The 18,820-nt window shown below is 57.1% G+C and carries 20 protein-coding genes; 5 read left to right on the forward strand and 15 right to left on the reverse strand.

What is annotated here, in order from left to right:
* Nucleotides 1-20 precede the first annotated feature (20 nt).
* Together H7R76_RS15965 and H7R76_RS15970 are read right to left on the reverse strand one after the other, a co-directional pair.
* On the reverse strand, nt 21-1,493 hold the full coding sequence (locus H7R76_RS15965; protein ID WP_106924490.1) for a sensor histidine kinase: 1,473 nt from the start codon (nt 1,491-1,493) through the stop codon (nt 21-23).
* Nucleotides 1,490-2,212, reverse strand: a complete 723-nt coding sequence (locus tag H7R76_RS15970) for a response regulator (RefSeq protein WP_182929215.1) — start codon at nt 2,210-2,212, stop codon at nt 1,490-1,492. Before H7R76_RS15970 ends, H7R76_RS15965 begins: the two co-directional genes overlap by 4 nt.
* Nucleotides 2,213-2,353: 141 nt before the next feature.
* Between H7R76_RS15970 and H7R76_RS15975 the strand changes: the two genes are divergently transcribed.
* Nucleotides 2,354-2,590 carry a pentapeptide MXKDX repeat protein gene (locus H7R76_RS15975; protein ID WP_182965782.1) on the forward strand — a complete coding sequence of 79 codons (237 nt, stop codon included), beginning with the start codon at nt 2,354-2,356 and terminating at the stop codon, nt 2,588-2,590.
* A gap of 46 nt (nt 2,591-2,636) precedes the next feature.
* On the opposite strand, the gene rlmC is transcribed toward H7R76_RS15975, so the two are convergent.
* The 10 genes from rlmC to H7R76_RS16025 all read right to left on the reverse strand — a co-directional run bounded on the left by rlmC (nt 2,637) and on the right by H7R76_RS16025 (nt 11,621).
* Complete coding sequence (gene rlmC, locus H7R76_RS15980) at nt 2,637-3,764, reverse strand: 23S rRNA (uracil(747)-C(5))-methyltransferase RlmC (protein ID WP_106924493.1); 1,128 nt, start codon at nt 3,762-3,764, stop codon at nt 2,637-2,639.
* A 42-nt stretch (nt 3,765-3,806) separates the two neighbouring features.
* Nucleotides 3,807-4,295 (reverse strand): YbjO family protein, encoded by a 489-nt coding sequence (locus H7R76_RS15985; protein WP_106924494.1) that lies wholly within the window; start codon nt 4,293-4,295, stop codon nt 3,807-3,809.
* 60 nt (nt 4,296-4,355) lie between these two features.
* Nucleotides 4,356-5,201: a putrescine ABC transporter permease PotI gene (potI, locus tag H7R76_RS15990; protein ID WP_106924495.1), complete on the reverse strand. Its 846-nt coding sequence runs from the start codon at nt 5,199-5,201 to the stop codon at nt 4,356-4,358.
* On the reverse strand, nt 5,198-6,151 hold the full coding sequence (gene potH / locus H7R76_RS15995; RefSeq protein ID WP_182965784.1) for a putrescine ABC transporter permease PotH: 954 nt from the start codon (nt 6,149-6,151) through the stop codon (nt 5,198-5,200). The genes potI and potH overlap by 4 nt, the downstream gene beginning before the upstream one ends.
* Before the next feature lie 8 nt (nt 6,152-6,159).
* Nucleotides 6,160-7,293, reverse strand: a complete 1,134-nt coding sequence (potG, locus tag H7R76_RS16000) for a putrescine ABC transporter ATP-binding subunit PotG (protein WP_106924497.1) — start codon at nt 7,291-7,293, stop codon at nt 6,160-6,162.
* 140 nt (nt 7,294-7,433) lie between these two features.
* Entirely contained in the window at nt 7,434-8,546 is a 1,113-nt protein-coding gene (potF, locus tag H7R76_RS16005; protein ID WP_106924498.1) for a spermidine/putrescine ABC transporter substrate-binding protein PotF, read from the reverse strand.
* Between the two features lie 406 nt (nt 8,547-8,952).
* Nucleotides 8,953-9,432, reverse strand: coding sequence for a type III secretion system chaperone family protein (locus H7R76_RS16010; protein ID WP_182929219.1), 480 nt, complete (start codon nt 9,430-9,432; stop codon nt 8,953-8,955).
* Between the two features lie 125 nt (nt 9,433-9,557).
* Nucleotides 9,558-10,460 (reverse strand): 30S ribosomal protein S6--L-glutamate ligase, encoded by a 903-nt coding sequence (gene rimK / locus H7R76_RS16015; protein WP_106924500.1) that lies wholly within the window; start codon nt 10,458-10,460, stop codon nt 9,558-9,560.
* Between the two features lie 176 nt (nt 10,461-10,636).
* Nucleotides 10,637-11,359 (reverse strand): oxygen-insensitive NADPH nitroreductase, encoded by a 723-nt coding sequence (nfsA, locus tag H7R76_RS16020; protein WP_106924501.1) that lies wholly within the window; start codon nt 11,357-11,359, stop codon nt 10,637-10,639.
* Complete coding sequence (locus H7R76_RS16025) at nt 11,343-11,621, reverse strand: DUF1418 family protein (protein WP_106924502.1); 279 nt, start codon at nt 11,619-11,621, stop codon at nt 11,343-11,345. The genes nfsA and H7R76_RS16025 overlap by 17 nt, the downstream gene beginning before the upstream one ends.
* Nucleotides 11,622-11,831: 210 nt before the next feature.
* On the opposite strand from H7R76_RS16025, the gene H7R76_RS16030 reads away from it, so the two are divergent.
* Complete coding sequence (locus H7R76_RS16030) at nt 11,832-12,095, forward strand: GrxA family glutaredoxin (protein WP_035894505.1); 264 nt, start codon at nt 11,832-11,834, stop codon at nt 12,093-12,095.
* Between the two features lie 33 nt (nt 12,096-12,128).
* On the opposite strand, the gene H7R76_RS16035 is transcribed toward H7R76_RS16030, so the two are convergent.
* On the reverse strand, nt 12,129-12,515 hold the full coding sequence (locus H7R76_RS16035; RefSeq protein WP_106924503.1) for an inner membrane protein YbjM: 387 nt from the start codon (nt 12,513-12,515) through the stop codon (nt 12,129-12,131).
* Between the two features lie 275 nt (nt 12,516-12,790).
* Between H7R76_RS16035 and H7R76_RS16040 the strand changes: the two genes are divergently transcribed.
* Nucleotides 12,791-14,479 (forward strand): aspartate:alanine antiporter, encoded by a 1,689-nt coding sequence (locus H7R76_RS16040; RefSeq protein ID WP_106924504.1) that lies wholly within the window; start codon nt 12,791-12,793, stop codon nt 14,477-14,479.
* Nucleotides 14,480-14,821: 342 nt separating this feature from the next.
* Here the strand turns inward: H7R76_RS16040 and H7R76_RS16045 are convergent, their stop codons facing one another.
* Nucleotides 14,822-15,367 (reverse strand): TetR/AcrR family transcriptional regulator, encoded by a 546-nt coding sequence (locus tag H7R76_RS16045; protein WP_106924505.1) that lies wholly within the window; start codon nt 15,365-15,367, stop codon nt 14,822-14,824.
* Nucleotides 15,368-15,448: 81 nt separating this feature from the next.
* Between H7R76_RS16045 and H7R76_RS16050 the strand changes: the two genes are divergently transcribed.
* Together H7R76_RS16050 and H7R76_RS16055 are read left to right on the forward strand one after the other, a co-directional pair.
* The gene (locus H7R76_RS16050) at nt 15,449-16,651 is read left to right on the forward strand and encodes an MFS transporter (RefSeq protein WP_182965786.1); all 1,203 of its coding nucleotides are present in this window, start codon (nt 15,449-15,451) and stop codon (nt 16,649-16,651) included.
* Nucleotides 16,651-17,463: a Cof-type HAD-IIB family hydrolase gene (locus H7R76_RS16055; RefSeq protein WP_182934691.1), complete on the forward strand. Its 813-nt coding sequence runs from the start codon at nt 16,651-16,653 to the stop codon at nt 17,461-17,463. Before H7R76_RS16050 ends, H7R76_RS16055 begins: the two co-directional genes overlap by 1 nt.
* A gap of 87 nt (nt 17,464-17,550) precedes the next feature.
* Here the strand turns inward: H7R76_RS16055 and H7R76_RS16060 are convergent, their stop codons facing one another.
* A complete protein-coding gene (locus tag H7R76_RS16060) occupies nt 17,551-18,786 on the reverse strand; it encodes an MFS transporter (protein WP_182965789.1) in 1,236 nt (411 codons plus the stop codon).
* Between the last annotated feature and the right edge of the window lie 34 nt (nt 18,787-18,820).

Below are 18,820 nucleotides of genomic sequence, written 5' to 3' on the forward strand. Positions count from 1 at the left end.
TGCTTACCGGGTTTTCTCATCTATAACGGCACGAAAAAGCGGAAGCAAGCGCCCGCAGAGGCCTCCATCAGGCGAATACTGCCGCCGTGCAGTTCCAGCATACGCCGCACAATCAGCAGCCCCAGGCCACCGCGATTTTCTCTCACGCTTTGCGCACTCAGCGCGGAAGGACGCTGGAATAACGCCTCACGCAGCGCTTCATCGACGCCAGGCCCGCTGTCAGCAACCTCCACCTGAAGACGTTCATTTTCCTGCCAGACGCGCAGCATCACCGTGCCACCGGGCGGCGTGTGACGCACGGCGTTATCCAGCAGGTTAGTGACCACCCGCTCAATCATCGAAACATCTGCGTTCAGCAGCGGCAGCGCGCGCGGGATCTCGACCTTGAGGGTTAAGCGCCGGGTCTCAATCGCCAGATCGAATTTCTGTGCCACATCCTGAATTAATTCACCTATCGCAAACGGTTCGAGCTGTGGCTTGATCCCGCCGTGCTCCAGCTTCGCCAGCTCAAACAGCTGCTGTGAGAGATGACGAACCTTGTGCCCCTGGCGTAGCGCCACGGCCAAGTACTGCCGGTTATCCTCCGGTGAGAGCGTGTCGGCTTTCATCGATAGCGTCTCCAGATAGCCCAGCAGTGAGGTTAGCGGAGTGCGCAAATCATGGGAAATATTGGCAATAAACTCGCGGCGCTGACGATCGCTATCGGAAAGCTGATCCCACTGGCTGGCAATTTTGCGCGCCAGCTCAATATAGGTATTACGCAATATTGCCACTTCATTAGAGCCATCGGCCTGCAGCGGCTGCTGCGCCAGCTGCCTGATTGCGCTGATGCTGTCCTGATCCACCCCTTGCACATGGGCGGTAAGCTGGCGCACCGGACGGGCGACCCAGTACCACACCAGCGTTCCCGCCAGCAGGCCAAACAGCGCCACCAGCAGCAGCGACCAAAGGAAGGTGCTCCACAGCGCCTTGTGCCACGCGCTCTCCGCCAGCGCATTGAGGTTTTCCCCCTCAAGAATGATGTAGAGATAACCGTGCAGGTTGCCGTTGAGCAAAACCGGCGCCACGCTGAAGACTTTCTGTTTATCCTGGCTGCGCGGGTCGTCGCCGTACACCGGCCACGCCGCGCCGTCGAGGAAGGCCCGCAGCGGCGCGAGGTCAATCTGCTGGCGCTTGATGTGGCCAGGCGGTGCAGCATCGGCGACAATCGTACCGTCGTGCGAGATAAGGTACAGCTCTACGCTCGGGTTAAGCGTCATCAGGCGGTCAAACAACGTTTTCAGGGTCTGGCGATTAACGCCACCCTGCGCATCCAGCAGCGGCTCGCGATTGACGATTTGCTGCGCCAGGCCCGCCGACAGCCGCTGAACCATCGCATTACCGAACTGGCTGCTGTTGTAAAGCTGCACGCTGCACGCCGCAATCGCGCACAGCAGCAAAATGGCGGTAAACACCAGCGTCAGCCGCTGGCTCAGGCTCAACCGTCGGCTCATGGTGCAGGTTTCCTTTTGTCGGTGGCAAACTTATAGCCTTTTCCCCAGACGGTGAGAATGATTTCCGGCTCGGCGGGGTCTTTCTCTATTTTCACCCGCAGGCGGTTGATATGGGTATTGACCGTGTGTTCATACCCTTCATGCTGATAGCCCCACACGCTATCGAGCAACGACAGACGCGAAAAGACCTCTCCCGGATGGCGAGCAAACCAGTACAGCAGATCAAATTCACGCGGGGTTAGCTCAACGGACTCGCCGTGCAGCCGCACTTCACGGGAGAGCGGATCGATGGTCAGACCGTGGCAGGCAATCGCCCCGCTCTCCAGGCGGATGCTCTGCCCCATCGCTTCCTGACGGCGAAACAGCGCTTTAACGCGGGCAATCAACTCCAGCACCGAAAAAGGTTTCGGCAGGTAGTCGTCGGCCCCCATCTCCAGCCCCAGGACACGGTGCGTTTCACTGGTGCGGGCGCTGATAATGATCACCGGTAAATAGCGCGTCATTTGCCGGATGCGGCGGCAGATCTCCAACCCGTCGACGCCGGGCAGCATTAAATCAAGGATCACCGCGTCCCAGACCGATGCCTCAAGCTGCGCCAGCGCGCGCGTGCCGTCCGCCTCGTGAACGATTTGGTATCCTTCATCCTGCAAATTGAGCCGCAGCAGAGTTGCGATGTCCTGGTCGTCTTCCACCAGCAAGATTTTCTTTGCGCTATTCATAACATTCCACCCACGCTTTTTTTCAAGCTTAACCCAGCCGGGCGCCGTGAGTTATCACATTTTATTTAAACTTCCGTGAGGACATGGTGATGAGCTGCGCGCGATGCTGTCGGTGCACAACATCAACCATGAGGACAGACGATGAAAAAGATAATGATTGCTACCGCCGCGCTCGGCGCCCTGCTGATGGCGAGCGTGCACGCCGCCGAGCCAATGCATGACGGCATGGCCAAACCCCACGATAAAATGTGCCAGGACACGATGTGCAAAGAGAAGATGGCCAAAGACGGTATGCAAAAAGACGGCATGAAAAAAGAGGTCATGAAAGGAGAGAAGATGAAGCAAGGCAATATGTCGCCTCAGACCATGAGCCACTAGCCATTGTAACCGCCCGGCAGCGCTGCACCTGCCGGGCTTGGGCACGCTAGCAGCGAACCAGCAGCGTCAACACCTCGTAATGGGCGGTGTGCGGGAACATATCAAACAGCTGTACTTTCTCGATACGGTACCCCGGCAGATGGGCAAAATCTTTGGCCATGGTCTGCGCATTACAGCTGGAGTAGACGAGGTACTGCGGCGCCATCGCGCTGAGGTAGTCGCACAGCGCTTTGCCAATGCCGCGGCGCGGCGGGTTGACCAGCACCAGTTGCGGAGTAGCGGCCTGGGCGGTGGCAAACTGGGTCGAATCCAGCGCCTGGAAATGCAGCTTGCCCAGCCCCAGCTCTGCCGCCGACTGCTTCGCACAGGCAATAGCCTCCGGGGCAATCTCAATGCCGGTCAGGGTCATGTCCGGTGTCGCGCAGTGCAGCCCAAAGCCGCCGACGCCGCAAAACAGATCCCACATATGATCGACCGGCAGCGCCCGCACCCAGTCGCGCGCCGTGGCGTACAGGGCGCTGGCGACAGCGGGGTTGGTCTGGAAGAAGCTCTGCGGGCGAATCCACAGCGGAACGTCATTAAACCGCTCCGCCAGCGCCTGCTGCTCGGTAAAGAAAATCTCCTGCTCGCCTTCCATAATCGCCATGTGTACCGGCTGAATGTTGGCGGTGATCACCTTAAGCTGCGGCAGCTGGGCCTGAAGCCAGGGTAATGCGGCGCGCAGCTGCGCGAGCTTACTGTCCGAACGCAGCACAAAGCGCAGCATCATGCCGCCGTCGAGCTGGCTTTCCGTCAGCAGCAGGTACTTCAGCTCGCCGCGCCTGCGCGCCACGTTGTAGGGCGTCAGCCCGGCGCGGGCGATAAACGGTTTGAGCGCAGCAAATACCGGGGCAAACGAGGCCGGATAAAGTGGACAGTCGGTCAGATCTTCCGGCGTCCCGTCGCGATGCAGCATGCCCAGCAGCGGACGTTCTACGCTACCGCTGACCACCATTTTGGCTTTATTGCGAAACCCCTGCTCGGGGCCAGACACGGGTGCGCACCATCCCGCCACGGGGAACGCCGCCAGCAGCGTCTGGAGGTCGGCCATTTTGGCGGCCAGCTGTTCGGCGACGGGCTGCTCAATCCACTGACATGAACGGCAACGATCGGCATCATAGAGTGCGCACTGCATAGAAAAACCTTGAGACAAAGAGGGGCGTGGATTGTATCACCGTTATTGTAAGCGGAAAAATCGCCGGGAGGCTGCGGGTACAAAAAGCAGGCATAACACCAGCAGATCCGGCATTTTTTGCATCACCAACGAACGGAATATCTCCCGCTTCGACTCGCCGGCGATGCTGAACAGCTCCGGGTAACCGTAGCCAAGCGATGCAGCCCACAGGTAGCTGGCGGCAATCACCTGCGTCAGCAGGTACACCCAGCGCGCCCAGTTACGCCCTTTGACCAACGAAAAGGCGCAGGCGATTTCAACGAACACCAGCACCAGGCTGGAGAGAAACACCAGCGTCAGCGTCCAGGTCTGAACGCTGCGATGAATAAATTCGCCAATCCCATTCAGCCCGAGCAGATTGATAATCATCAACAGGTCGAGACAGCGGATTAAAATAATGGCGAGCGCCGCCACCTGCACCAAAGCAGGAACGTTCAGACGGGCATGCGACCGACGGCTTCGAGTAAACAGTTCCAATGTGTTGCCTTCCATGAAAACGATGCCGCGAACATTCGCGGCATCGACTGCACATCCGTATCGATTTTAAGAGGATTATCCGCGTCTTGCACGTTGGATATCGCGCACCCGCTGTTTTTCCGCGCGCGCCATCAAATACCAGGCGATAAATCCGACAATTCCGACTACGCCAAGGATCAGAGACGCCAGCGCGTTAATCTCCGGGTTCACCCCCATGCGCACGCTGGAGAAGACCAGCATCGGTAGCGTCGTCGCGCCCGGGCCGGATACGAAGCTGGCGATGACCAGGTCATCCAGCGACAGCGTAAAGCCCAGCAGCCAGCCGGAAATGACCGCCGGCATAATCATCGGCAGCGTAATCACGAAGAAGACCTTCAGCGGCGTCGCGCCCAGATCCATCGCCGCCTCTTCGATCGAGCGGTCCAGCTCGCGCAGACGCGAGGAGATAACCACCGCCACGTAGGCAGTACAGAAGGTGACGTGCGCCAACCAGATGGTCAGCATACCGCGATCCGCCGGCCAGCCGATGGCGTGTGCCAAAGCGACGAACAGCAGCAGCAGAGACAGCCCGGTAATGACGTCCGGCATAACCAGCGGCGCGGTGATCATAAAGGCAAAGCCGTTGGCACCGCGGAAGCGGCCAAAGCGCACCATCACCACCGCGGCAATGGTGCCAAGAATGGCCGCCATCGTGGCCGCCGCCGCCGCGATGGTCAGGCTTAGCCCCACCGCGCTCATCATCGCATCGTCGCGGAACAGTTCGCCGTACCAGCGCGTTGACCAGCCCGCCCAGACGGTCACCAGCTTTGAGCTGTTAAACGAATAGACCACCAGCATCAGCATTGGCGCATACAGGAACGTAAAGCCAATCACCAGAATCAGGATTCGCCACGGCGATCGTACGACCGGTAGGTTGTTCATCCGTGTTCCCCCATCTGTTTTTGCTGATATTTATGGAACCACATGATCGGCACGATCAGCAGCAGCAGCATGACGATCGCCACCGCCGAGGCTACCGGCCAGTCGCGGTTGTTAAAGAACTCCTGCCACAGCACGCGCCCAATCATGATGCTGTCCGGGCCACCGAGCAGTTCCGGGATCACAAACTCCCCTACCGCCGGGATAAAGACCAGCATGGAGCCCGCGATAATCCCGCCTTTGGTTAACGGTACGATGACGCTGAAAAAGGTCTTCAGCGGACGTGCGCCGAGATCCAGCGACGCCTCAACCAGCGAGTAGTCAATGCGGGTCAGCGCAGTGTAGATAGGCAGCACCATAAACGGCAGATAGGCGTACACAATCCCGATATAGACCGCGAGGTTGGTATGCAGAATCGTCAGCGGCTGGTCAATCACCCCCAGCCACATCAGAAAGTTGTTCAGCACGCCGTTATTTTTCAGGATCCCCATCCATGCGTAGACACGAATCAGAAACGACGTCCACGATGGCAGGATCACCAGCAGCAGCAGGATGTTGCGCGTTGATGGTTTACTGTGCGCCACCGCCCAGGCCAGCGGATAGCCCAGCAGCAGACAGCAAATCGTCGAGATTGCCGCCACCTGCAGCGACTGCAAATAAGCCTCAAAATAGAGTGGATCGTCGGTCAGCTGCAGGAAGTTGCCAAAGTTGAGCGCAACCGTCAGCTGGCCGTCGGCCCATTCCATCAGGTTGGTATACGGCGGGATCGCGCGCGCCATCTCCGCAAGGCTGATTTTGAAGACGATCAGGAACGGCAGTAAAAACAGCAGGATCAGCCATAGATACGGCATCGCAATGACAAATTTGCGCCCGTGTTTCATATTGACCCGCGCCAGCCACAGGGCGAAGCCGCCCGGTTTATGCGGGCGGGCCGGTGGTTCATATATACTCATAGCCCCTCCTAAACCGTCAACACCACGCAGCTGTCAGCATCCCAGCACAAACGTACCTCATCGCCCCAGGTCGGTAAGCCTTTCTGGTAACGGTGGGCGTTTTGCAGCTGCGCGCTGATCATCTGGCCGCTTTTCAGGCGGACATGATAAATGGAGAGATCGCCGAGGTAGGCAATGTGCTCAACTTCCCCGACGGCAAAGTTGTAGCCGTCCGCCGGTGGGTCTTCGCAGAGCATGATTTTTTCCGGGCGCAGGGCGACGTACACCGGTACGTTGTCCACTACGGAAGCGTCAGGGTCAACCTTCAGCGGATGCACCAGCCCCGGCGACTCAATGATCAGACCATCTTCGTCGCGCCGTTTAAGCAGCCCTTCAAAGACGTTGACCGAGCCGATAAACTCCGCGCTGTAGCGGGTCGTCGGGTGTTCGTAAATCTCTTCCGGTTCACCAATCTGGACAAACTTGCCGCGGTTCATAATGGCGATACGTCCGGCCATGGTCATGGCTTCTTCCTGGTCGTGGGTCACCATCACGCAGGTCACGCCCACGCGTTCAAGAATATCCACCACTTCCAGCTGCATCCGGTCGCGCAGCTTTTTGTCCAACGCGCCCATCGGTTCATCCAGCAGCAGCAGCTTCGGACGCTTAGCGAGGCTTCGCGCCAGCGCCACGCGCTGACGCTGGCCGCCGGAAAGCTGATGCGGCTTGCGCTTCGCAAATTCCTGCATATGCACCAGCGCCAGCATTTCGGCGACGCGGGCGTTAATTTCCGCTTTCGGCAGCTTATCCTGCTTCAGGCCAAAGGCAATGTTCTGCTCAACGGTCATGTGCGGAAACAGCGCGTAGGACTGGAACATCATGTTAATTGGCCGCAGATACGGCGGCACCTGCGCCAGATCGACGCCATCGAGCATAATCTGCCCGGCGGTCGGCTGCTCAAAACCCGCCAGCATGCGCAGCAGGGTTGACTTGCCGCAGCCAGATGCGCCCAGCAGCGCAAAAATTTCGCCTTTATAAATCGTGAGGTTAACGTCGTCTACGGCGTGCTGGCCGTCGAAGGATTTGGTCAGATTACGGATTTCCAGCAGCGGGGTCAGCGCTTTGCGGGTTTTCGCCTGTGGGCGGGGAATAGCGTCGTTCAATCTGGTGCTCTCCGGCAAAATACGAATATCAATATGACCCGGTTGTCATATCAACCCCTGGACACCCGCCGTCCGGCAGGCGTCCAGATTGGGGCAGCTGCACTGCCCCGGTGCAATACCCTCACCAGCAAGGTGAAGGATTATTTCCCGCTTTTCACTTTGGTCCACGCACGCGTTCTGACGCGGTCGATTTTAGGATCCTGGACTTTCAGCGTGAACAGCTTGGCGAAGACGTCAGCCGGCGGATAAATCGCCGGATTATCGCGAATTTCGGCGCTGACCAGCGGCGTTGATGCTTTGTTGCCGTTGGCATAGAACACATGGTCGCTGATGTGGGCAATCACGTCCGGACGCATCAGATAGTTGAGGAACTGATAGGCTTCGTCTTTGTTTTTCGCATCAGCAGGCATCGCGAAGACATCGAAGAACGCCAGCGCCCCTTCTTTTGGAATGAAGTAAGAAACGTTGACGCCGTTCTTCGCTTCTTTCGCGCGGTTCGCTGCTTGCCAGACGTCGCCCGCCCAGCCGATCGCCACGCAAATATCACCGTTGGCCAGATCGTTAATGTACTGTGAGGAGTGGAAGTAGCGAATGTTCGGGCGCAGCTTCAGCAGCAGGTCGGTCGCCGGGCCGGTGTAATCATCGGCCTTCATGCTGTTAGGATCTTTGCCCAGGTAGTTCAGCACGGTGGCAAAAATTTCTTCCGGCGCATCGAGGAAGGAGACGCCGCAGCTCTTCAGTTTTTCCAGGTTTTCCGGCTTCATCACCAGATCCCAGCTATTCAGCGGCGCGTCTTTGCCGAGCACGGCTTTGACTTTATCGACGTTGTAGCCAATACCGGTGGTCGCCCACAGGTAAGGCATCGCATATTTGTTGTCCGGGTCATGCTTCGCCACCAGCTTCAGCACGTCCGGATCGAGGTTTTTCCAGTTTGGCAGCTTGCTCTTATCCAGCGGCTGGAACACGCCGGCGGTGAGCTGGCGTTCCAGGAAGCTTGCCGACGGCACCACCAGATCAAAACCGGTGCTACCCGCCATCAGTTTACCTTCCAGTACTTCGTTGGAGTCGAAGACGTCGTATACGACTTTAATCCCGGTCTCTTTTTCAAAATTCGCCACGGTATCCGGCGCAATATAGTCGGACCAGTTATAGACATGCAGCGTTTTTTGTTCTGCAGCGAGCACGCTTGCCGAGGCAGCCATCAGCGCACCCGTCACCAGACCTGTTAACCATTTTTTATTTAAGGCGGCCATATCTCTTATCCTTCTCAGCGCCCGTTAACAAACGGACTAAATATACGCAATTTAGAGTATGCAGAAATCATGCATATTTTTTCGTACTGCATGAAAGAGAAGAGACCGGGCTCCCCTGCAGTCATTGCTCGCGCTATCGATGCAAAATTCTCGCCAACTATGATTATTACTGGCAATAATTAGGGGGTGCACCGATATGTCGCAAGAATAACTGTAGCCCGGTCCGGAGGCTATAGGTCAGTGTAAAAAACGCCTTTTATCAATTTTTTATGCAAGATCACTCTATCCGATAAGCCAAAAGCGCCAATCAGGTAGTGAAAGAATCTTTAAAAAGAGGTTAAGAGTAGAATAAATGCATGTAATACGCAGCCACCGTGGCAGTGACTGCGCTATTTAGCGGGGAGGATTAGTGAAGAAAATGGTATTGGATATCTTCCGGCGGCAGCTCTTCCTCTTCCGGCTTATACAGCAGCTGCTGGGCGGAAGCCTCAAGAATCACCATCGAAACCTGCTCTTCGCTTTGCTGCACAAAGGCCGCAAACTGCTCAAAGCTCACGCCCACCGAGGCGGACAACGACTGGCAAACGACCAGCTTCGGCAGATTATCATCCTGCATATCCAGAAACGCTTTGACGGTCAGCGAGCTGGCATTGATGGCAGAGAGATCGGCCCCCAGCGCCAGCAGCGCCGACGGTTTGACCTCGGCCAGCGCCGAGAAAAGCACGACGTTATCAATGAGGTCAATTTTGGCATCAAAGACACCATCAAAATTTTGCATATGCGGCAGGTGCAGCGCCTGGCAGGTGTCGCACTCAAAAAAGCTCATGCCCATTTCGTCGAGCCACTGACGTAACGTATCCAGACTCGGGACGACGAGAGAATCCATATTGCCTATGACCTCATGCGGTAAAGTAACATTCCAGAAAAAACATGCTACCGGGCAGCGCCCGGTATCAGACGAGATGATGTATAGCTTACGCAAAAAAAGCGTTACATACTACGAAAGCCGCACTAGCCGCCGATTTTCAGGCAAAAACCGGGGTGGGCCTGACGCTCGATCCAGTCGATCATCTTACCGGCGACATCAATACCGGTCGTGGTTTCCACCCCTTCCAGCCCCGGCGACGCGTTAACCTCCATCACCAGCGGCCCGCGTTTCGCCCGCAGGATATCCACCCCAGCCACGTCGAGGCCAAGCGTCTGAGCGGCTTTAATGGCCACCTCGCGCTCGGCAGGCGTAATGTCGGCGACCGTCGCCACGCCGCCGCGGTGCAGGTTAGAGCGGAAATCGCCCTCCTTCGCCCGGCGCTCAATCGCGGCAACGACCCGATCGCCCACCACCAGGCAGCGGATATCACGCCCTTTGGCTTCTTTGATGTACTCCTGCACCAGGATATGCGCATTCAGACCGCGAAAGGCGTCGATCACGCTCTCCGCCGCCTGACGGGTTTCGGCCAGCACGACGCCGATGCCCTGCGTCCCCTCGACCAGCTTCACCACCAGCGGCGCGCCGCCGACCATGTCGATCAGATCGCTGGTGTCGTCCGGCGAATGGGCGATGCCGGTGACGGGAAGATCGATCCCCTGGCGCGCCAGCAGCTGCAACGATCGCAGCTTATCGCGGGCGCGGGTAATCGCCACCGATTCGTTGAGCGGATAGCTGCCCAGCATTTCAAACTGCCGTAGCGCCGCCATACCGTAGTAGGTAATCGCCGAGCCAATACGGGGAATCACCGCGTCGTAATGCGGCAGCTGGCGGCCTTTGTAATGAATCGATGACGCCGACGGGTTGATGTTCATGTAGCACGACAGCGGGTCGAGGATGTCAACAATATGGCCGCGACGTTGGGCGGCCTCACGCAAACGCTTGCACGAGTAGAGCGTTCCATCCCGGGACAAAATGGCGATTTTCACCCTTTACCTCTCCAAAAAAGCCGCTTAAAAATCAGCGTATCATACCGCTTTCACATCGATGAATGCTTGCGTCCAGACACAGATTCTGGCATTTGCGCCACCGGGTAGCACAGTGCATACCCGGCCGTGCCTTCTCTTGCAGGCCCGAAAAACGAAGCGCCATCGGGCAGGATAAATCAGCGCGTAGCAAACCCCTGCTGGTGCAGATAATCCAGAATAAACGGGCGGCTCTCTTTGATAAGCGTACGGCGAATATGGTCGCTCCAGGTGTCGCGGCGGGCATTGGTGCTGCGGGACAAATAGTACCGGGCAAGATCTTCGTCGTACTGCGCCAACACCTCACGGTCCATCGGCTGATAGTGATTTTCATGCACCAGCAGCGCGGCAGGCAGGCGCGGCTTGAGATCCGGGTTGCTGGCCGGCCAGCCCAGGCACAGACCAAACAGCGGCAGCACATGTTTTGGCAGCTTAAGCAGCGCGGTAACCGTTTCAATATTGTTGCGCAGGCCGCCGATGTACACGCCGCCCAGCCCCAGGGACTCCGCCGCAGTAAGCGCGTTTTGCGCCATCAGCGCGGTATCAACAACGCCCAGCAGCAGTTGCTCAGCCAGGCCCAGCTGTGCGTCAGGTAAAATCTGCAAATGGCGGTTAAAGTCGGCGCAGAACACCCAAAACTCGGCCGCCTGCGCCACGTGCGCCTGCCCGCCGGTTAGGCCAACCAGTTGCTCGCGCATCGCTTTATCCGTAATGCGGATAATAGAAGTGCACTGCAAAAAGCTGGAGCTGGACGTTGCCCGCGCGCTGTCGATAATCGCCGCACGCTGTTCATCGCTGATGGGCTCGTCGGTAAACTGACGGATAGAGCGGTGGTTGAGCAGAACTTCAATCGTCGGTGTCATCATTTTTTTCCTTTTTTCGCGCGGAACCAGGATTCATCAGCTGCGGCGCTGCGGCACGGGCAATCCCCAAAAACAGAACGCCAGCGGCGGGCAGCATCAGCGCAATGCCAATGAAGATCATGATCACCGCCGCCAGCGGGCTGGCCAACGGCGTCGGCAGCGTAATGTACTGATTGAGCGATAGCCAGGCCACCGCCAGTACCACCATCCCGATGGCCTCCAGTATCAATACGCTTTTCGGTAGTGCTCCCAGCGTACGCATGCCTCTTCTCCTGTGAACCTTTCGCGTTTTTATCTTGCCAATTTACGTCGAGTATAACGGCAAGCCGGGGAAAAATAATTAGCCAAACATAGCCTGAATGAATCAGAGTAACAGGCAGAACCTTCTTTCCCTCCGCTGCTGAGCGCGGCATCATAAGCGCCATTCGCCGACAGGCACGTTGATTATTCCGCTCGTTTGAGGAGAGACACTATGTTTACCGTAATTTTTGGTCGTCCGGGCTGCCCTTACTGCGTTCGTGCAAAAGAGCTGGCGGAGAAATTGACCCAGGAACGCGACGATTTTAACTACCGTTACGTAGACATTCACGCGGAAGGCATCACCAAAGCCGATCTGGAAAAAACCGTGGGTAAACCGGTGGAAACCGTGCCACAGATTTTCGTCGACCAGAAACACATCGGCGGCTGCACGGATTTTGAAGCCTGGGCGAAAGAGAATCTCGGCCTGTTTGCCTGATTCGCTCTGCCGATAACACCACGACGCCCGCGCCTACAGCGGGCGTTTGTTTTCCCGTCGCTTGTCGTGCAGCATTGAGCTGACAAACAGATAGCACAGCGCGCCAAGCGCACACCAGAAAACAGCGCTGAAAAGCCACGCCAGCTCCTGCCAGAACGACCCGCCGTTATCGAAAAACAGTCGCGTCAACACCAGACAAATGGGTGCTGCCAGAATGGCCCCCACCAGCGGCAGCATTACCCGCTGACGCGGAGAGATAAAGCTCGACACGGCGCCAGGAATAATAAAAAACAGCAGGCCCAGTTCAGGATTTCCGGATGCGCGAAAGGCACCCTTCACGTGCAGAACCAGTGAAAAGAAAACCACTATAAAGAGTAAAAAGCAGCAGATTATACCTGCCCAACCGCGTTCATTCCTCACACGCATCTCCTGAAAAATTCTCTATCAAACTCCATTTATCGCCCTTACGGACGCCCAGTCAGATAAAGTTTCTGGCTTTCCTTGCCAAAACACTTCGGTGCTAAAAGCGATTGTTGCTAGCCGTAACGATCAGGAACGATTAAACTACTGAACGCTATTTTCTGGTTATTTTTTGGGTACAGGATAGCAGCAAGCCTACCACCGCCCTTGGTCCAAAGGTAGACCAAATAGCCATTTCTTTCAACACGTTACTGGTAAACGATAAGTTAGATTCCGTGAATATAAACGTCGCAGATTTGTTAAACGGGAATTACATCCTGTTATTATTCGTGGTATTAGCGCTGGGGCTTTGTCTTGGCAAATTACGTCTTGGCTCCATCCAACTTGGTAATTCCATTGGCGTTTTAGTGGTCTCGCTGTTATTAGGGCAGCAGCATTTCAGTATTAACACCGACGCGCTGAATCTGGGCTTTATGCTGTTTATTTTCTGCGTCGGCGTCGAAGCCGGACCGAACTTTTTTTCTATTTTCTTCCGCGACGGCAAAAATTATCTGATGCTGGGCCTGGTGATGGTCGGCAGCGCGCTGCTGATTGCGCTGGGGCTGGGTAAACTCTTCGGCTGGGATATCGGCCTGACGGCGGGTCTGCTCGCTGGTTCAATGACCTCAACCCCGGTACTGGTGGGCGCGGGCGATACCCTACGCCACTCCGGCATGGAAGGTACTCTGCTGGCCCAGGCACAGGATCACCTGAGCCTTGGTTATGCGCTGACCTACCTGATTGGCCTCGTCAGCCTGATCGTTGCCGCCCGCTATATGCCGAAGTTCCAGCATCAGGATCTGCAGACCAGCGCCCAGCAAATCGCCCGCGAGCGCGGCCTGGACACCGACACCAATCGTAAAGTGTATCTGCCGGTCATCCGCGCCTACCGCGTGGGGCCGGAGCTGGTGGCGTGGGCTGACGGTAAAAATCTGCGCGAGCTGGGCATCTATCGCCAGACCGGCTGCTATATCGAACGTATCCGCCGCAACGGCATTCTCGCCAACCCCGACGGCGATGCGGTGCTGCAAATGGGCGATGAAATTTCGCTGGTGGGCTACCCTGACGCGCACGCGCGCCTGGACCCCAGCTTCCGTAACGGTAAAGAGGTCTTCGACCGCGACCTGCTGGATATGCGCATCGTTACCGAAGAGATCGTGGTGAAAAACCACAATGTGGTGGGCCGTCGCCTGGCGCAGCTGAAGCTGACCGACCACGGCTGCTTCCTTAACCGCGTGATTCGCAGCCAGATTGAAATGCCGATCGACGACAACATCGTGCTCAACAAAGGTGACGTGCTGCAGGTGAGCGGCGACGCGCGCCGCGTGAAAACCGTTGCCGATCGCATCGGCTTTGTGTCCATCCACAGCCAGGTGACCGATCTGCTGGCCTTCTGTGCCTTCTTTATCGTCGGCCTGATGATCGGCATGATCACCTTCCAGTTCAGCAACTTTAACTTCGGCATCGGTAACGCCGCCGGGCTGCTGTTCGCAGGTATCATGCTCGGCTTCCTGCGCGCCAACCACCCGACCTTCGGCTACATTCCGCAGGGCGCGCTGAACATGGTCAAAGAGTTCGGCCTGATGGTCTTTATGGCGGGCGTTGGCCTGAGCGCAGGCGGCGGCATCGGCAAAAGTCTCGGCGTCGTTGGCGGCCAGATGCTGGTGGCGGGTCTGTTTGTCAGCCTGATCCCGGTCGTTATCTGCTTCCTGTTTGGCGCCTACGTGCTGCGCATGAACCGCGCGCTGCTGTTCGGTGCCATCATGGGCGCGCGCACCTGCGCCCCGGCGATGGAAATCATCAGCGACACCGCGCGCAGCAACATCCCGGCGCTCGGCTACGCGGGCACTTACGCGATAGCCAACGTGTTATTAACGCTTGCCGGTACGCTTATCATCATTATCTGGCCAGGGCTTGGGGGCTAGCCCTGACCACAAAAACAAAGAAAAGAAAAATATTTTTGCGCAATGCAGAACTTTTTATCAGGGTGCGAGTCTTAATTAGTGCCACTGCTTTTCTTTGATGTCCCCATTTTGTGGAGCCCATCAACCCCGCCATCTTTGGTTCAAGGTTGATGGGTTTTTTGTTGCCTGAATTTCACCAACAATCTAACTATCAATAAGTTAAAAACACCCCTTCGCCCATCGCGCGGATCCTCTTTCCCTTAATTCATACGGATTAAGAACGTCACAATCACGCGTTGTCTTATGTTGCAGGTTGATGCCGCACAGGGCACGATGCTCACATTTTGTTGCCGACGGCGCGCCTTAACTCTCTCCGGCAATACGCCCGACCATTTTGCGAATATCCTCGCGCGCCAGCGGCTGGCGGTCGGTGACCAGATGCAGCGTCATCCCTTCAATAAATGCGTCCAGCGCGCGGGCGGTTACCGGATCGAACCACTGCGCCAGCGTCTGCTGGCTGCGCTGCATCCAATTTTGCATAATCGCTTTCATCGATGGCGTACTGCTTGCCAGCGCGTAAAGCTGGTACATCAGGGTCATATTTCTGGGGGTGGTCACCTGGCTGGTGAAAATCAGCTCGGCCACGGCATCACAGGCATCGGCGGGCGTCTCTACGCGGGCAAAAAAGGCGCTGTACTCTTCTGACATTCGCTCGGTAAACGTGCGGAATGCTTCACCCAGCAGCGCATCGATGCCGTCAAAATAATAGGTCATCGAGCCCAGCGGCACGTCGGCACAGGTCGCGATTTTTCGGTGCGTAACCGCACTGATCCCATGGGTTGCGATGGTCTCAAGCGTGGCGTCAAGGATGCGCTCCCGGCGCTGCGGGTCGTTCGGTCGGCGAGCCATAATTCTCCTCTTTCTGATTATGTACAAATGTACACAACCTTGTTAGTGTTGTCTGCACACTTTCCGACCCGATGCGAATGGATGACAACCTTAACCTCCCGTAAAACCCTGCAGCTGCGCATGTGGGCGCTGTTTATGTTCTTCTTTTTACCCGGTTTATTAATGGCATCGTGGGCCACGCGTACGCCGGCGATCCGCGATATTTTGTCCGTTTCTACCGCCGAAATGGGCATCGTGCTGTTTGGCCTGTCGATTGGTTCAATGAGCGGCATCCTTTGTTCGGCGTTTTTAGTGAAACGATTCGGGACCCGGGCGGTTATTCGTACCACCATGTCATGCGCTATCTTCGGAATGATGATTTTAAGCCTGGCGCTACATGAAGCTTCAGCGTGGATCTTCGCCGTGGGGCTCGCCATTTTTGGCGCCAGCTTCGGTTCGGCGGAGGTGGCCATCAACGTGGAAGGCGCGGCCGTCGAGCGCGAGATGAAAAAAACCGTGCTCCCCATGATGCACGGCTTTTACAGCTTCGGTACGCTGGTCGGCGCGGGCGTCGGTATGGCGGTTACCGCCTTCGGGTTGCCGGCAATGTGGCATATATTGCTGGCGGCGCTGGTGGGAATCGCCCCCATCGCTATTGCCATCAAGGCCATTCCCGACGGCACCGGCAAAAACGTCGCTGAAGACGCGCAGCATCAGGAAAAAGGCGTGCCCTTCTGGCGCGATATGCAGCTGATGTTGATTGGCGTGGTGGTGCTGGCAATGGCCTTCGCCGAAGGTTCGGCCAACGACTGGCTGCCGCTGCTGATGGTTGACGGTCACGGCTTTAGCCCTGCCTCCGGCTCGCTGATTTACGCGGGCTTCACGCTGGGGATGACCGTGGGACGCTTTACCGGCGGCTGGTTTATCGACCGCTACAGCCGCGTCACCGTCGTGCGCGCCAGCGCGCTGATGGGAGCGCTGGGCATCGCGCTGATTATCTTTATCGACAGCGCCTGGGTTGCCGGCGTCTCGGTGATCCTCTGGGGGCTGGGCGCCTCGCTTGGCTTCCCGCTAACCATTTCCGCCGCCAGCGATACCGGCCCGGATGCGCCTACCCGCGTCAGCGTGGTCGCCACCACCGGCTATCTGGCGTTCCTGGTCGGGCCGCCGCTGCTCGGCTTCCTTGGCGAACATTACGGCCTGCGTAGCGCCATGCTGGCCGTACTGTCGCTGGTTCTGATTGCCGCTCTGGTGGCGAAAGCGGTGGCCAAACCCGAGCCCCGCGTTGTAATGGAGAGTCATTGATGAGCGTTAAACTGATCGCTGTCGACATGGATGGCACGTTTTTAAGCGACAAAAAAACCTATAACCGCGCGCGTTTTCTTCAGCAGTATGCGCAGATGAAAGCGCAGCAGATTCGCTTCGTGGTCGCGAGCGGCAACCAGTACTATCAATTAGCGTCGTTCTTCCCGGAGATCGCCGGTGAAATCGCGTTCGTCGCTGAGAACGGCGGCTGGGTACGGGATGCCGGTGAAGATATCTTTAACTGCGACATGCCGCGCGATCGTTTCCAGCAGATCGTAGCGTTCCTGCAAACGCGTCCGGAAATCGAGATTATCGCCTGCGGAAAACAGAGTGCCTACACACTGAAACAGTATGATGCGCGCTTCCATGATATCGCGGCCCACTACTATCACCGTCTGGAACGGGTGGAGAATTTCGATAGCCTTAATGACACCATCCTCAAGTTCGCCCTCAATATTCCGGACGACAAGGTGCCGCAAATGCAGGTGCTGCTTGATAACCAGCTCGGCCATATGCTCACCGCGGTCACCACCGGTCACGGCAGTATCGATCTGATCATGCCGGGCGTACATAAAGCCCACGGCCTGAGCCTGCTGCAGGCGCGCTGGGGGATCCGCGACGATGAAGTCGTGGCGTTTGGCGACAGCTGCAACGATATCGAGATGGTAAGCCAGGCCGGCTTCGGGTTCGCGATGGCCAACGCGGCCGACGCGGTGAAGGCCGTTGCCGGTTATGCTGCACCGCACAATAACGAGGAAGGCGTACTGGCCATTATCGATAAGGTACTGAAAGGCGAAGCGCCGTTTGCCTGACCCAACGCCAGGCCCGATAAGCAAAGCGCTATCGGGCCATTTCATTCCGGCTGCCGGATGGCGGCGTTACTTTATCCGGCCGGACTATTATCCTGGCTGTAAGCCGCTGCCGACGGTTTTATCCCGCAGGAACATCACCATCAACACTAGCCACAGTATGCCACCCGCCAGATTAAACAGGCTGAATAAGCCAATGCCGCCCAGCAGATAGCAATGCTTACTCAGCTCAATCCCTACGGTAAAGATCAGCATTTGCAGCATGCCCATTGCCGCCGACACCGTTCCTTTACTCATCTCACTGGCAAATAGCGTCAGACGCACTAGCCCGGCGTTCGCGAGGCCAATCCCGAAGGCGTAGAAGCTCAGCCCAGCGGTCATCCACAGGTAAGCGTGGGACGACGCCGCCGTCGCAACGGAGGCCAGCAGCAGGCCAAACATAATCGGGTAGCCGCCGGCGATGATCAACGCACGTACCGTACGGCGTGAGGTCAACCGTGCCAGCACCAGATTGCCCAGGATCAACGCGCCAAAAATCGGCACCTGCAGCAGCCCGTATTCATAGCTGCTGGCCTGTTCGCCACTGATAATAATAACCGGAGATTGCGCAATCCACGCCAGCAGCGGCAGGCTGACAAACCCCGTTGCCAGCGCTCCGGCCACGAAGCGGCCGTTTTTGAGCACTTCGCGATAGTCGCGCCCCAGTTCTTTAATCGACAGCTTCTCACCAATGCGGGTCGCCGTTTCCGGCATCTCTTTATGCAACCCCACATAGGCGATGACCGCCAGTACCGCGAAGAGCACAAACATGCTCTCCCAGCGCGCTACGTGAATCCACGCGGCCCCCACCAGCGGCCCCAGCAGAGGCGCAATCAGCGCAACGTTAGCCATCAGCGCGGTGATTTTTATACAGGTGGCTTCGTCAAAAGATTCCTGAATCGCTGCATACCCTACCGCGCCAATAAAGCACAGGCTGACGCCCTGTAAAAAACGCAGGAAGGTGAACTGTTCAATATTTTGCACCATCAGGGTGGCCAGGCAAGTCACGATAAACCAGATGACCCCGGCCAACATCACCGGGCGGCGGCCAATCCTGTCGGACAGCGGCCCCAGCAGCCATTGCAGAAACATGCCGCCCGCGAGATAGGCGGTCATGGACGTCGGCACCCACTCGTCGCCGGCGTTGAATTCTTTCACCACCGCCAGCATTCCGGGCTGAATCATATCGTTAGCGATATAAGTGGAAAATTCATAGAGCACGAGGCAAAGCGGAAACAGAATCGCCTTGCGCCCTAAGCGTTTCCGGGAAGGAGAGGAAGTATCCATAGATGACTCGTAACCATTATAAAAACGCGCAAGT

This window comes from Klebsiella sp. WP8-S18-ESBL-06 (genome assembly GCF_014169755.1).
GTDB classification, from domain to species: domain Bacteria; phylum Pseudomonadota; class Gammaproteobacteria; order Enterobacterales; family Enterobacteriaceae; genus Kluyvera; species Kluyvera ascorbata_B.

Excerpts from the sequence above, each read along its gene's own strand:
- H7R76_RS16045 (WP_106924505.1), bottom strand. The coding sequence starts at position 15,367 with ATGGCTCGCCGACCGAACGACCCGCAGCGCCGGGAGCGCATCCTTGAC.
- potH (WP_182965784.1), bottom strand. The coding sequence starts at position 6,151 with ATGAGTATATATGAACCACCGGCCCGCCCGCATAAACCGGGCGGCTTC.
- H7R76_RS16010 (WP_182929219.1), bottom strand. The coding sequence starts at position 9,432 with ATGGATTCTCTCGTCGTCCCGAGTCTGGATACGTTACGTCAGTGGCTC.
- potF (WP_106924498.1), bottom strand. The coding sequence starts at position 8,546 with ATGGCCGCCTTAAATAAAAAATGGTTAACAGGTCTGGTGACGGGTGCG.
- H7R76_RS15970 (WP_182929215.1), bottom strand. The coding sequence starts at position 2,212 with ATGAATAGCGCAAAGAAAATCTTGCTGGTGGAAGACGACCAGGACATC.
- potI (WP_106924495.1), bottom strand. The coding sequence starts at position 5,201 with ATGAACAACCTACCGGTCGTACGATCGCCGTGGCGAATCCTGATTCTG.
- nfsA (WP_106924501.1), bottom strand. The coding sequence starts at position 11,359 with ATGACACCGACGATTGAAGTTCTGCTCAACCACCGCTCTATCCGTCAG.
- H7R76_RS15975 (WP_182965782.1), top strand. The coding sequence starts at position 2,354 with ATGAAAAAGATAATGATTGCTACCGCCGCGCTCGGCGCCCTGCTGATG.
- H7R76_RS15965 (WP_106924490.1), bottom strand. The coding sequence starts at position 1,493 with ATGAGCCGACGGTTGAGCCTGAGCCAGCGGCTGACGCTGGTGTTTACC.
- rlmC (WP_106924493.1), bottom strand. The coding sequence starts at position 3,764 with ATGCAGTGCGCACTCTATGATGCCGATCGTTGCCGTTCATGTCAGTGG.
- H7R76_RS15985 (WP_106924494.1), bottom strand. The coding sequence starts at position 4,295 with ATGGAAGGCAACACATTGGAACTGTTTACTCGAAGCCGTCGGTCGCAT.
- H7R76_RS16050 (WP_182965786.1), top strand. The coding sequence starts at position 15,449 with ATGACAACCTTAACCTCCCGTAAAACCCTGCAGCTGCGCATGTGGGCG.
- H7R76_RS16060 (WP_182965789.1), bottom strand. The coding sequence starts at position 18,786 with ATGGATACTTCCTCTCCTTCCCGGAAACGCTTAGGGCGCAAGGCGATT.
- H7R76_RS16030 (WP_035894505.1), top strand. The coding sequence starts at position 11,832 with ATGTTTACCGTAATTTTTGGTCGTCCGGGCTGCCCTTACTGCGTTCGT.
- H7R76_RS16055 (WP_182934691.1), top strand. The coding sequence starts at position 16,651 with ATGAGCGTTAAACTGATCGCTGTCGACATGGATGGCACGTTTTTAAGC.
- H7R76_RS16025 (WP_106924502.1), bottom strand. The coding sequence starts at position 11,621 with ATGCGTACGCTGGGAGCACTACCGAAAAGCGTATTGATACTGGAGGCC.